This is a genomic window from Bradyrhizobium sp. CCBAU 45394 (assembly GCF_028128655.1).
Lineage (GTDB): Bacteria > Pseudomonadota > Alphaproteobacteria > Rhizobiales > Xanthobacteraceae > Bradyrhizobium > Bradyrhizobium diazoefficiens.
This window is the reverse complement of record NZ_LBIX01000177.1, coordinates 766,586-779,325: the sequence shown is the minus strand read 5'-3', so window position 1 is coordinate 779,325 and position 12,740 is coordinate 766,586. Positions and strand designations below refer to the sequence as shown.

The 12,740-nt window shown below is 66.4% G+C and carries 13 protein-coding genes; all 13 read left to right on the top strand.

Annotated features, from left to right (window positions below):
• Nucleotides 1-159: 159 nt before the first annotated feature.
• The 13 genes from folP to WN73_RS44255 all read left to right on the top strand — a co-directional run bounded on the left by folP (nt 160) and on the right by WN73_RS44255 (nt 12,586).
• On the top strand, nt 160-1,020 hold the full coding sequence (gene folP, locus WN73_RS44315) for a dihydropteroate synthase (RefSeq protein ID WP_028172291.1): 861 nt from the start codon (nt 160-162) through the stop codon (nt 1,018-1,020).
• A complete protein-coding gene (gene folB / locus WN73_RS44310) occupies nt 1,017-1,385 on the top strand; it encodes a dihydroneopterin aldolase (RefSeq protein ID WP_027544155.1) in 369 nt (122 codons plus the stop codon). The genes folP and folB overlap by 4 nt, the downstream gene beginning before the upstream one ends.
• 1 nt (nt 1,386) lies before the next feature.
• A complete protein-coding gene (gene folK / locus WN73_RS44305; protein ID WP_028172292.1) occupies nt 1,387-1,878 on the top strand; it encodes a 2-amino-4-hydroxy-6-hydroxymethyldihydropteridine diphosphokinase in 492 nt (163 codons plus the stop codon).
• An 81-nt stretch (nt 1,879-1,959) separates the two neighbouring features.
• Nucleotides 1,960-3,831 (top strand): methylmalonyl-CoA mutase family protein, encoded by a 1,872-nt coding sequence (locus tag WN73_RS44300; protein WP_271558450.1) that lies wholly within the window; start codon nt 1,960-1,962, stop codon nt 3,829-3,831.
• A complete protein-coding gene (locus WN73_RS44295) occupies nt 3,828-4,292 on the top strand; it encodes a GFA family protein (RefSeq protein WP_271558449.1) in 465 nt (154 codons plus the stop codon). Before WN73_RS44300 ends, WN73_RS44295 begins: the two co-directional genes overlap by 4 nt.
• 23 nt (nt 4,293-4,315) lie before the next feature.
• A complete protein-coding gene (gene scpA, locus WN73_RS44290; protein ID WP_271558457.1) occupies nt 4,316-6,472 on the top strand; it encodes a methylmalonyl-CoA mutase in 2,157 nt (718 codons plus the stop codon).
• Nucleotides 6,473-6,509: 37 nt separating this feature from the next.
• The gene (locus tag WN73_RS44285) at nt 6,510-6,806 is read left to right on the top strand and encodes a nucleotidyltransferase family protein (RefSeq protein WP_011085837.1); all 297 of its coding nucleotides are present in this window, start codon (nt 6,510-6,512) and stop codon (nt 6,804-6,806) included.
• 32 nt (nt 6,807-6,838) lie between these two features.
• Nucleotides 6,839-7,612: an RsiV family protein gene (locus WN73_RS44280; RefSeq protein ID WP_028172294.1), complete on the top strand. Its 774-nt coding sequence runs from the start codon at nt 6,839-6,841 to the stop codon at nt 7,610-7,612.
• A 128-nt stretch (nt 7,613-7,740) separates the two neighbouring features.
• Nucleotides 7,741-8,733 carry a tripartite tricarboxylate transporter substrate binding protein gene (locus tag WN73_RS44275; RefSeq protein ID WP_028172295.1) on the top strand — a complete coding sequence of 331 codons (993 nt, stop codon included), beginning with the start codon at nt 7,741-7,743 and terminating at the stop codon, nt 8,731-8,733.
• A 161-nt stretch (nt 8,734-8,894) separates the two neighbouring features.
• Nucleotides 8,895-9,386, top strand: a complete 492-nt coding sequence (locus tag WN73_RS44270) for a tripartite tricarboxylate transporter TctB family protein (protein ID WP_011085834.1) — start codon at nt 8,895-8,897, stop codon at nt 9,384-9,386.
• A gap of 3 nt (nt 9,387-9,389) precedes the next feature.
• Nucleotides 9,390-10,901, top strand: a complete 1,512-nt coding sequence (locus WN73_RS44265) for a tripartite tricarboxylate transporter permease (protein ID WP_011085833.1) — start codon at nt 9,390-9,392, stop codon at nt 10,899-10,901.
• A 51-nt stretch (nt 10,902-10,952) separates the two neighbouring features.
• On the top strand, nt 10,953-11,942 hold the full coding sequence (gene meaB / locus WN73_RS44260) for a methylmalonyl Co-A mutase-associated GTPase MeaB (RefSeq protein ID WP_028172296.1): 990 nt from the start codon (nt 10,953-10,955) through the stop codon (nt 11,940-11,942).
• A complete protein-coding gene (locus WN73_RS44255; protein ID WP_028172297.1) occupies nt 11,939-12,586 on the top strand; it encodes a pyroglutamyl-peptidase I in 648 nt (215 codons plus the stop codon). Before meaB ends, WN73_RS44255 begins: the two co-directional genes overlap by 4 nt.
• Nucleotides 12,587-12,740 lie beyond the last annotated feature (154 nt).

The following is a 12,740-nucleotide window of genomic DNA, read 5'->3' as shown; positions in this document are numbered from 1 at the left end:
CTGCCGCCGCGGAAAGATTCTGGATTGCTTCGCTGCGCTCGCAATGACGGAGCGCGGGCAAGAGCATCGTTCCCTCACTGGCCCGGAACGGATCGGAGCGACCGGATCGCCCCCAATCCCGTCTTGACTCCCCCTCCCCGACCGCGCACATCCACGCGCATGAATGCCTTGCCATCCCCTTCCGTCCCGCCGGCCGGCTCGGCCGGGCGTGACGTGCTGCGGACACTGCTGGAACGGCCACTCCCGGCGGTGATGGGCGTGCTCAACGTCACCCCGGATTCCTTCTCAGACGGCGGCGATTTCATCGCGCCCGACCTGGCGCTCGAACGGGCCCGGGCGATGATCGCCGATGGCGTCGACATCATCGACATCGGCGCGGAGTCCACCCGGCCCTACAAGGGCGCCAAGGCCGTCACGGCCGAGGACGAGCTTGCCCGGCTGAGGCCGGTGCTATCGGGCGTGGTTGCGCTCGGCGTGCCGGTCTCGATCGACAGCATGAAGGCGGAGGTGGTGGCCTTCGCGCTCGACCAGGGCGCGGCGATCGCCAACGACGTCTGGGGCCTGCAACGCGATGCCGGCATGGCGCCGCTGGTGGCCGCCAGAGGCGTCCCCGTCATCGTCATGCACAACCGCGAGAGCGTTGATTCCGCCATCGACATCATCGCGGACATGAAGGCGTTCTTCCTGCGCTCGCTGGATATCGCCGCCAAGGCCGGCATCGCACGCGACAAGATCGTGCTCGATCCCGGCATCGGCTTCGGCAAGACCGCCGAGCAGAGCATGACCGCGCTGGCGCGGCTGCGCGAATTCGACATGTTCGGCCTGCCGATCCTGGTCGGCGCCTCGCGCAAGCGCTTCATCGCCTCGGTGTCGCCGTCGGAACCGAAAGAGCGGCTCGCCGGCTCGATCGCGGCGCATCTCATCGCCGCGCAGCGCGGCGCCAGGATCATCCGGACCCATGACGTCGCCGAGACCTTGCAGGCCCTGCGGGTCGCGAACGCAATCGAGAGCAAGCAATGACCGATACGATCTTCGTGACCGGCCTGTCGATCCACGCTCGCCACGGCGTCATGGATCACGAAACCGAAGTCGGCCAGCGTTTCGTGATTGATCTCGAGCTCTATACCGACCTGTCGGAGCCTTCGCGCACCGACCGGCTCGCCGATACGGTGTCCTACGCCGAAGTCGTGGCGACCACGACGGCGGCGTTCAAGAACACCAATTACAAGCTCTTGGAACGCGCCGCCGGCGCGGTGGCCGACGCCATCCTGTCGCACTTCCCGCGCATCCGCGCCGTGAAGATCACCGTGCACAAGCCGCATGCGCCGATCGCTGCGATCTTCGACGATGTCGGCATCATGCTGACGCGCTCGCGGCACCCTTGATATGGCGAGCGTGCTGATCGCACTGGGCGGCAATGTCGGCGATGTCCGCGCGACGTTCGGCAAGGCGATCGCGCACATCTGCGGCATGGCACAGGCCGCGCTGATCGCGCGCTCCTCGGACTATGCAACGCCGCCCTGGGGCGATGAGGAGCAGGATCCCTTCATCAATGCCTGCATCGAGATCGAGACCGGCCTCGATCCGCACGCGCTGCTGTTCGTCCTGCAGAAGGTCGAGCAGAAATTCGGCCGTACGCGGACCAAGGAGCGGCCCTGGGGGCCGCGCACGCTCGATCTCGACATGATCGCCTATGACGATGTCAGGCTGCAGAAGCCCGACCTGACCTTGCCGCATCCGCGCCTGTTCGAGCGCCCCTTCGTGCTAGTGCCGCTGGCCGAGATCGCGCCCGACCGCGTGATCTCGGGCATTCGCGTACGTGACGGGCTTTCCAGCGTCTCGACGCAAGGCATTGAGCGGCTTCCGGATACCGGTTAACCAAAAACAACCGTTTGCAGGGACGGTCCGCCGTGGCAATTTCGCCTGCGAACAACAAGATTTTCGGGAGCCCCTCGCCGCATGACCTCCGTGACTGACGACCTGCCGCTGGCGGCGGATTTTCCCAAGGCTACGGTCGAAGACTGGCGCAAGCTGGTCGATGGCGTGCTCAAGGGCGCGCCGTTCGAGAAGCTGGTCGGCAAGACCTATGACGGCCTGAAGATCGATCCGCTCTATCCGCGCGCCAGGGGCGTTGCGCCCGTGGTCGGGCGGGCTGCTGCCGCGCCGTGGCAGATCATGCAGCGGATCGACCATCCCGACGCGGCGGCCGCGAACGCGCAGGCCTTGCAGGATCTGGAGAATGGCGCGACCGGGCTCGCGCTGGTGTTCGCCGGTGGCAATGACGCCCACGGTTTCGGCCTGGAACCGACAGCCGACGCGATCGCAAAGGTCTTGAAGGACATTCATCTCGATGCCGGCATCGGCATCGAGCTTCAAATCGGTCCGCAATCGCGGATGGCCGCGATCCATGTCGCGGAATATGTAAAGAGCAAGGGCCTCGATCCCGCGGCCTGCGACATCCGCTTCGGTCTCTATCCGCTCGCCGCCTGCGCGGTGTGGGGCCACAGCCCTTACACCTGGGAGGAGATCGCTCCTGCCCTCACCGGCGCGATCAAGGGTCTCGCCGCGCTCGGCTTCAAGGGGCCGTTTGCGTCCGCCGACGGACGCGTGATCCACGATGCCGGCGGCTCGGAAGTGCAGGAGCTCGCCTTCGTGCTCGCCTGTGGCGTCGCCTATCTTCGCGCGATCGAAGGCGCCGGCGTTCCGCTGGAAGCCGCGCAGGGCATGGTCTATGCGCGGCTCGCCGCGGACGCCGACCAGTTCCTGACCATGGCAAAATTCCGCGCGCTGCGGCTCTTGTGGGCGCGCATCGAGACGGCATGCGGACTGACGCCGAAGCCGTTGTTCATCGCCGCCGATACTGCCTGGCGCATGCTGACGCAGCGCGACCCCTATGTGAACATGCTGCGCGCCACCATGGCGACGTTCGCGGCGGGGCTTGCCGGCGCCAACGCGATCACGGTGCTGCCGCACACGCTGGCGCTCGGACTACCCGATCCGTTCGCGCGGCGCGTGGCGCGCAACACGCAACTGCTGCTGCTGGAGGAGAGCAACCTCGCCAAGGTCAGCGATCCCGGGGCGGGCGCAGGCGGCATCGAGACGCTCACGGCGCAGCTTTGCGAGGCGGCCTGGGCGCTGTTCCAGGAGAGCGAGAAGGCCGGCGGCGCCTTTGCCGCGCTTCAGCAGGGCCTGTTTCAGAGCAAGGTCGCGGCCGCCCGCAAAGCGCGCGATGCCAACATTGCAAAACGCCGCGACGTCCTGACCGGCGCGAGCGAGTTTCCGAACCTGCATGAGCGCGAGACGGCGGTGCTGAAGGCGACGCCGGTCGCGCTCGCACCCTACGGCGAACAGAAATACAAGTTCGACGCGCTGCCGCCGATCCGGCTGTCGGAACCGTTCGAAGCGCTGCGCGACAAATCCGACGCGGCGTTGAAGGCGCGCGGCGCGCGGCCAAAGGTGTTCCTGGCCAATCTCGGCACGCCCGCCGATTTCACGGCACGCGCGACCTTTGCGAAAAGCTTCTTCGAGGCCGGCGGCATCCAGGCCGTCGACAGCGAGGGTTTTGCTGATCCGGCCAAATTGGTCGCCGCGTTCAGGGCCTCCGGTGCAGAGCTTGCCTGCCTTTGTTCCAGCGACAAGGTCTATGCGGAACACGCCGAAGCCGCGGCGAAGGCCCTGCAAACCGCAGGCACCAGACATATCTATCTGGCAGGCCGCCCGACCGAGGCCGAGGCAGGTTTACGGGCCGCCGGCGTCACGGGTTTTGTCTTCGCCGGGGGCGATGCGCTTGCCACGCTGCAAGACGCCTATCGACGGATGGAGCAGGCATGACCGAGCCAGGCAAACCAGTTCTCACCGGCGGCTGCCAATGCGGCGCCATCCGCTTTGCGGTCTTGGCAGCGCCGGCGAAGATCAGCATCTGTCATTGCCGGATGTGCCAGAAGGCGACCGGTGCGCCGTTCGCCTCCTACGCCGACATCGAGAAGGGTGATTTCGCCTGGACCAAGGGCACGCCCTCTGCGTTCCGCTCCTCGTCCATCGCGATGCGCGATTTCTGCGCCGCCTGCGGCACGCCGCTGAGCTTCCGCAGCATCGACGGCCCGCGCATCGAGATCATGACCGGTACGTTCGATCGTCCGGATCACGTGGTGCCGACACGGCAATATGGAACCGAATCCCGCCTCGGCTGGGTGGTCGGGATCGCCAATTTGCCGAGCCAGACCACGCAACAGAATTACGGGCCGGAGAAGATGGCGACAATCGTCAGCCATCAGCATCCGGACCATGATTGAGCGTCTATGATATGGTCGAAACCATGAGCCGCATTCCCAATTTCGCCGATGTCGCCTTCGAGAGAGCAACCACCGCCGCGCCGGCCGGCAGCGCCGAGCCGTGGCTGACGCCCGAGGGCATCCTGGTGAAGCCCGCCTATGGCGAGGCCGACCTCGCCGGGCTCGATTTCCTCGAGACCTATCCGGGCATCGCGCCCTACCTGCGCGGCCCCTACCCGACCATGTATGTCAACCAGCCCTGGACGGTCCGGCAATATGCCGGCTTCTCCACGGCGGAGGATTCCAACGCGTTCTATCGCCGCAACTTAGCTGCCGGACAGAAGGGCCTCTCGGTCGCCTTCGACCTCGCCACCCATCGCGGCTATGACAGCGATCATCCGCGCGTCGGCGGCGACGTCGGCATGGCCGGCGTGGCCATCGATTCCATCTACGACATGCGCACGCTGTTTGCGGGCATCCCGCTCGACCAGATGAGCGTGTCCATGACCATGAACGGCGCGGTGCTTCCGATCCTCGCGCTGTTCGTCGCCGCCGCGGGCGAACAGGGCGTGCCGCCGGAAAAACTCTCGGGCACCATTCAGAACGACATTCTGAAAGAGTTCATGGTGCGCAACACCTATATCTATCCGCCTGCGCCGTCGATGCGGATCATCTCCGACATCTTCGCCTACACCTCCACGAAGATGCCGAAATACAATTCGATCTCGATCTCCGGCTATCACATGCAGGAGGCCGGCGCGACGCAGGATCTCGAGCTCGCCTATACGCTCGCCGACGGCGTCGAATATTTGCGCGCCGGACTTGCCGCAGGCCTCGACGTCGACCGCTTCGCGCCGCGGCTGTCGTTCTTCTGGGCGATCGGCATGAACTTCTTCATGGAAGTCGCCAAGATGCGCGCCGCGCGCCTGTTGTGGGCGAAGCTGCTCAAGCCGTTCAACCCGAAGGACCCGCGCTCGCTCTCGCTGCGCACGCATTGCCAGACTTCGGGCTGGTCGCTGACCGCGCAAGACGTCTTCAACAACGTGATGCGGACGACGGTCGAGGCGATGGCGGCCACGCAAGGCCACACCCAGTCGCTGCACACCAACGCGCTCGACGAGGCGCTGGCACTGCCGACCGACTTCTCGGCCCGCATCGCCCGCAACACCCAGCTCTTCCTCCAGCAGGAGAGCGGCACCACCCGCATCATCGATCCCTGGGGCGGCTCGTATTATGTCGAGCGTCTGACGCGCGATCTCGCCGCCAAGGCGTGGAGCCACATCCAGGAGGTCGAGCAGCTCGGCGGCATGGCGAAGGCCATCGAGGCCGGCGTGCCCAAGCTGCGCATCGAGGAGGCTTCAGCCAAGACCCAGGCCCGCATCGACGCCGGCAAGCAGGCGGTGATCGGCGTCAACAAGTACAAGCCGACCGACGAGGCCCCGATCGATATCCTCAAGGTCGACAACACCAACGTCCGCCGGCTCCAGATCGACAAGCTGACGCGGCTGAAATCCGAGCGCAACCAGAAGGACGTCGATGCCGCGCTTGCCGCGATCACGCGTTCGGCCGGCGAGGGCAACGGCAATCTGCTCGCGCTCGCCATTGATGCCGCGCGGGCCAAGGCGACCGTCGGCGAAATCTCGGACGCGATGGAGAAGGTGTTCGGCCGGCACCGCGCCGAGATCAAGTCCATCACCGGCATCTACAAGCGGGAGGCGTCCAGCATGGGTAACCGGGTCGAGAAGGTTCAGGCGCTGATCGACGCCTTCGAGGAGGCGGAAGGCCGCCGTCCGCGCATCCTGGTCGCCAAGATCGGCCAGGACGGCCACGACCGTGGCCAGAAGGTGATCGCCTCGGCGTTCGCCGATATCGGCTTCGACGTCGACATCGGGCCGCTGTTTGCCACCGCCGATGAAGCGGCGCGACAGGCCGTCGAGAACGACGTCCACATCCTCGGCGTCTCTTCGCTTGCCGCGGCCCACCTCACCGCCGTGCCTGAACTGAAGGCCGCGCTGAAGAAGCAGGGCCGCGACGACATCATGATCATCGTCGGTGGCGTGGTGCCGCCGCAGGATTACGAGGCGCTCTACGCGGCCGGTGCCGAAGCGATCTTCCCGCCGGGCACGGTGATCGCCGACGCCGCCGAGGAGCTGATCCGCAAGCTGAACGCCCGGCTCGGGCATAGCGAGGCGGCGGAGTAGATGCTACGCTGGCCGTATCACCGGTCGGGTTGTCTTCATGACACGTGATGAGATCATCGCTGCGATCCGCAAGAACGCCGATGCCATCAAAGCCAAGGGCGTCTCGAAGCTCGCCATCGTCGGCTCGCGGGCCGACGCCGACTATCGGCCGGACAGCGACATCGATGTCCTGGTCGAGGTCGAACCGGAGGCCTCCTTCTCGCTGCTCAACCTGATCGACGTCGAGCAGATCATCGAGGACGCGACCGGCTTGCAGGCGCAGGCGACTGTCCGGCGCTCCGCCTCCCCCCACTCTGCGCAGCAGATCGCAGACGACATCCTCGAAATATTCTGACGCTCACGTAAGGAGCACTCCCCTTGAAGTTCATGATCGGTTTGAGCGTCGCCATGGCGCTTAGCGCAACGTGCGTGATCTCCGCCTTCGCCGCGGATCCAAAGCCCGACGCCGTCGTCAAGACCAAGAGCATCGAGGCGCGCGTCTTCCTCGACGACAGGATCAAGGCGGATGCAGCGCTCGCGGCGGATTGCCTGGCCGAAGGCAGGAAGTGGCTCGACAAGAACGCGGCCGAGGCCGCCGCCGCGCGCAAAGAAGATCCGCAGTTCTTCAAGGACGGCGGCTGGGACTTCGAGCGCAAATATGCGATCCGCTCGGTCGTTGCCGACCGCTATGCCAGCATCCTGCGCAACGACTACATGGACACCCACGGCGCCCATCCCAATTCGGACGTGAACACGATCCTCTGGGACAAGACCGAGCGCAAGCGCATCTCGATCCGCCCGTTCTTCAACGAGACCGCCGATGGCGGCCCGACCATGAAGGCGATGCTGAAAGCCGTGATCGCCTCGCTCAAGGCCGAGAAGAAGAAGCGCGACACCAGCGAGACCGCAACCGACGAGTGGTTCAAGAGCGTGGAGCCGAGCCTGCTCAAGATCGGCGCGGTGACGCTCGCCCCGTCGACCGAAGCCGGCAAGAGTTCCGGGCTCACGTTCCACTATCCGCCTTACGCGGTCGGTCCCTACGCCGAAGGCGAATATGTCGCATTCGTGCCGTGGGAGACGCTGAAGCCTTACCTCACCGCGGAAGGCACGCGCATTTTCGGCGGCGCACGACCGAAGGGCGATGTGGAAGAACCGCAATGATCATCGCGTGAGCAGCGACACATTGCTCACAGCGCTCTGGTAGCGCTACCTTGCAGCCGCGCTGCAAAGCTGACTAGAATGCCGTCATTAAGAGCGCCCGGTGTCACGGGCGCCGCTGGGAGGCATTCATGTCCAAGATTACGCGCCGCGCTTTTGCGGCTTCATCCGCCGCGGTCGCGGCGTCCGCCGCATTCGGTCTCACGCCCGCCCGCGCCCAAGCCTATCCGGCGCGGCCGGTCACCGTGATCGTGCCCTGGGGCGCCGGCGGCGGCACCGACGCGACTGCGCGCATTGTCGCAGCCCTGTTGGAAAAGGACCTTGGCCAGCCCTTCAACGTGGTGAACCGCACCGGCGGCTCCGGCGTCGTCGGCCATACCGCGATCGCGACTGCGCAGCCCGACGGCTACACGATCGGCATGCTCACGGTCGAGATCTCGATGATGCACTGGCAGGGCCTCACCGAGCTGACGCCGAAGAGCTACACCCCGCTGGCGTTGATGAACGAGGACCCGCCCGGCATCCAGGTCTCCTCCTCCTCGCCCTACAAGACGGTCAAGGACCTTGCCGAAGCGATCAAGGCCGCGCCGCCCGGCAAGTTCAAGGCCTCGGGCACCGGCCAGGGCGGCATCTGGCATCTGGCGCTGGTCGGCTGGATGCAGGCGATGGGCCTGCCCGCCAACCAGGTCGCCTGGGTGCCGTCGAACGGCGCCGCGCCCGCGATGCAGGATCTCGCCGCCGGCGGCCTCGACCTTACCACCTGCTCGGTGCCGGAAGCGCGCGCCATCATCGAGGCCGGCAAGGCAAGGAGCCTCGCCATCATGGCGCCGGCGCGCAACCCAATCTTCCCGGACGTGCCGACGCTGAAGGAGGCGATGGGCATCGAATACGCGACCGGCGCCTGGCGCGGCATCGGCGCACCCAAGAACCTGCCCCCGGAGCTCGCAACGAAGCTCACCGCGGCGCTGAAGAAGGTCTACGACTCCGCCGAGTTCAAGGACTTCATGAGCAATCGCGGCTTCGGCACGGTGTGGGGCGATGCCGGCCAGTTCGCTGGCTTCATGGACAAGGGCGACGCCCAGATGGGCGAAGCGATGAAGGCCGCAGGTTTGAGCAAGGCGTGAACCTTCACCTCTCCCCGCGTGCGGGGAGAGGTCGAATTCGAGCTCCGCTCGAATTCGGGTGAGGGGGGTCTCCGCGAGTCCAACTCTCACCGTCCGCGCGGAAAGTCCCCCTCTCCCCGTAAGAACGGGAGAGGGAGAAGAAACCCCACAGGACTCCTCCCATGCGTCTTCCCGACTCCGTCACGGGCTCGTTTCTCGTCGTGCTCGGCGCCGCTTCTGCCTATGGCGGCTACATCTTGCCGCCGGTGCCGGGGCAGCCGGTCGGCCCCAACGTGTTTCCGCTCGTGATCGGCACCGGGCTTGCGCTGTGCGGGCTCGCGATCGTGTTCGGCATCGGCCATTCCTTCGAGGAGGAGGAAGAGCTGATCCCGCTGGAGGGCGGCCAGGCCGCAAGCCCGCCGCCGCAGGGCAAGCTCTACGGCCTGCGTGCGCTGCTGCCGCCGGCGCTTTTGCTGTTCTACGTCGTCGCCGCCGACCGGCTCGGCTTCATCATCACCGCGGCGATCATGGTCTACGTGACCTCGACCGCGCTCGGCGCCAAGTGGAAGCTGGCGCTGCCGCTCGCCGCGCTGTCGCCCTTCGCCATCCACCTCATCTTCGGCAAGCTGCTGCGCGTGCCGCTTCCTGCCGGCCTGCTGCCGACGCCCTGGTGATCCATGCTGAAGACCCTGATTGAAGCGTTCGCGCTGATCTCCACCTGGGAGGTGGTCATCGCGATGTTCGCGGCCTCCGTTTACGGCCTCGTCATCGGCTCGCTGCCGGGCCTGTCGGCGACGATGGCGACCGCCCTGCTCGTCCCCGTCACCTTCTATCTGTCGCCGATCGCCGCGATCGCGACCATCGTCGCGGCGTCCTCGATGGCGATCTTCTCCGGCGACATTCCCGGCGCCCTGCTGCGCATTCCCGGAACGCCCGCGTCCGCCGCCTATGCGGACGAAGCCTATGCCATGACGCGCAAGGGCCAGGCCGAGCTGGCGCTCGGGGCCGGCGTCTGGTTCTCAGCGGTCGGCGGCATCGCCGGCGTGCTGTCGCTGATGATCTTGGCGCCGCCGCTCGCTGAGGTCGCGCTGTCGTTCTCCACCTTCGAATATTTCTGGCTGGCGCTGCTCGGCCTGATGTGCGCCACCCTGGTCGCGCGCTCCTCGCCGGTGAAGGCGATCGCCGGCATGTTCCTCGGCCTGCTGGTCTCCTGTATCGGTATCGAGAATCCCGGCGGCGTGCCGCGCTTCACCTTCGGCATTACCGACCTGTTCGGCGGCATCGAGCCGATCCCGGCGCTGGTCGGCGTGTTCGCGGTGGCGCAGGTGATGCGCGCGATGCTGACGCCGGAACCACCTCCACTGCCGCGTCGAAAATTCGGAAGCATCATGGCCGGCCAGTGGAAGCTGACCAGGAAATACCATTGGCAGATGACGCGCGGAAACATCGTCGGCATCATCATCGGGGTGCTGCCCGGCGCCGGCGCCGACATGGCCGCCTGGGTCAGCTACGCGATGTCCAAGCGCTTCTCCAAGGAGCCGGAGAAATTCGGCACCGGCCATGTCGAAGGCCTGGTCGAGGCCGGCGCCAGCAACAATGCCAGCATCGCCTCGGGCTGGGTGCCCTCGCTGCTGTTCGGCATCCCCGGCGACACCATCGCCGCGATCGCGATCGGCGTGCTCTACATGAAGGGGCTCAATCCCGGCCCGACGCTGTTCACCGAGAAGGCGTCGAGCATGTACGCGATCTACCTGATGTTCATCATCGCGAACATCCTGATGATCCCGCTCGGCATCGCCATGATCCGGATCGCCGCCTACATCCTGCTGGCACCGCGCTCCGCCATCATGCCGATCATCATGCTGTGCTGCGCGGTCGGCTCGTTCGCGATCGGCAACAACATGTTCGGCGTCGTCACCGTCGCCGCCTTCGGCGTGATCGGCTACGTGATGGAGGCGAACGGCTATCCCGTCGCCGCGATGGTGCTCGGCATCGTCATGGGCACCATGGTCGAGCAGGCCTTCGTGACCTCGCTGATCAAGTCCGACGGCAGTATCCTGCCGTTCTTCGAGCGCCCTGTCGCTGCCATCCTCGCCGCCATGGCGATCGGCGCACTGCTGTGGCCAGTGATGGTGTGGGTCTGGCGCAAGGTGAAACCGGTGCAGACGGCGGCAGCAACATCCCGGTGATAGGGGGCGGGCGGCCCTCGCCTGCCCCGCCGGGGCGTTGTAAAGCAAGGCATGGTTGAGAAGAAGGTTTCACTGGACATCAAATCCCTCGCGCGCGACCTCCGCTCCGGCAGTCGCGCGGCCCTCGCCCGGGCCATCACGCTGGTGGAGAGCCGGCGCGGCGACCACCAGGCGCTGGCGCGGGAGCTCGTGCAGATGCTGCTGCCCGACACCGGCAAGGCGTTTCGCGTCGGCATCACCGGCTCGCCCGGGGTCGGCAAGTCCACCACCATCGACGCGCTCGGCACCTATCTGATCGAGCAGGGCCACAAGGTCGCAGTGCTCGCGGTCGATCCGTCCTCGGCGCGCAGCGGCGGATCGATCCTGGGCGACAAGACGCGGATGGCGCGGCTGTCGGCGTCGGATGACGCCTTCATCCGCCCCTCGCCATCCTCGGGCACGCTCGGGGGCGTCGCCGCGAAGACGCGCGAGGCGATGCTGCTATGCGAGGCGGCCGGCTTCGGCGTCGTGCTGGTCGAGACCGTCGGCATCGGCCAGTCCGAGACGGCGGTCTGCGACATGACCGACTTCTTCCTCGCATTGATGCTGCCCGGCGGCGGGGACGAGCTCCAGGGCATCAAGAAGGGCCTGGTCGAGCTCGCCGACATGATCGCGATCAACAAGGCCGACGGCGACAATCTCAAGCGCGCCAACATCACCGCCGCCGACTATCGCAGCGCGCTGCATATTTTGGCGCCGCGGTCCGAGCATTGGCACCCGCCGGTCGAGACCTATTCGGCGCTGACCGGCGACGGCATCGCAAAGATCTGGCAAAAGGTCCTCGATCACCACAAGGCGATGAACGCGTCCGGCGATTTCGCCGCGCGCCGGCGCGAGCAGCAGGTGAAATGGATGTGGTCGATGCTGGAGCAGCGCATGCTGGCGCGGCTGCGCAGCGAGGCATCGGTCCGCACGAAGGTTCGGAAGATCGAGGCCGAAGTCGCCGACGGCCATCTCACGCCGGCGCTCGCCGCCGAGCAGATTCTGGGGCTGCTGCAATGAGCCAAAAGCTCCGCGTTCTCCTGACCGGCTTCGGTCCCTTCCCCGGCGCGCCCTATAACCCGACACAGCCGCTGGTGGCACGGCTGGCGCGGCTGCGCCGCCCGGCACTCGACGACGTCGAACTTGCGACCCACATTTTCCCTGTGACCTATGCCGCCGTTGACCGGCAATTGCCGGAGGTGCTCGCGGCGCAAAAGCCCGACGCGCTGCTGATGTTCGGCCTTGCGGCGCGGACCTCGTACCTGCGCGTCGAGACCCGCGCGCGCAACGCGGTCACCATGCTCTGGCCCGATGCCGCGAACACGCGCTCGAGCAAGCGCGGCATCGCCGGCCATGCGGATGCGATGCTGTTCGGCCCGCACACCGCAAGGCTGCTGCGCGCCGCACGCCTCACCGGCATCGATGCACGCGCCTCGCGCGATGCCGGCGCCTATCTCTGCAACTACTTAAGCTGGCGCGCGATCGAGAACGCGAGGGACGGCGGGCCACGGCTGGCGGCGTTCATCCATATTCCGCTGCTTGCGCGCAGCGGTACAGTGCGGCTCAAGGGTGCGCCACGGATCACGCTGGAGGAACTGGTGGATGCCGGGGAAGCCATGCTGATGGAAATGGTGCGATTGGCCCGGAAGGCCCGCACTTCGTAGGGTGGGCAAAGGCGCACTTGCGCCGTGCCCACCTTCTCTTTCAATCCGGGTGACAATGGTGGGCACGCTGCGCTTTGCCCACCCTACGGCACCTCGCTTTGCGTAAACATTTAACCCTACCGCGAACAATCCTCATCGCCCCGGCCGCCGTGCG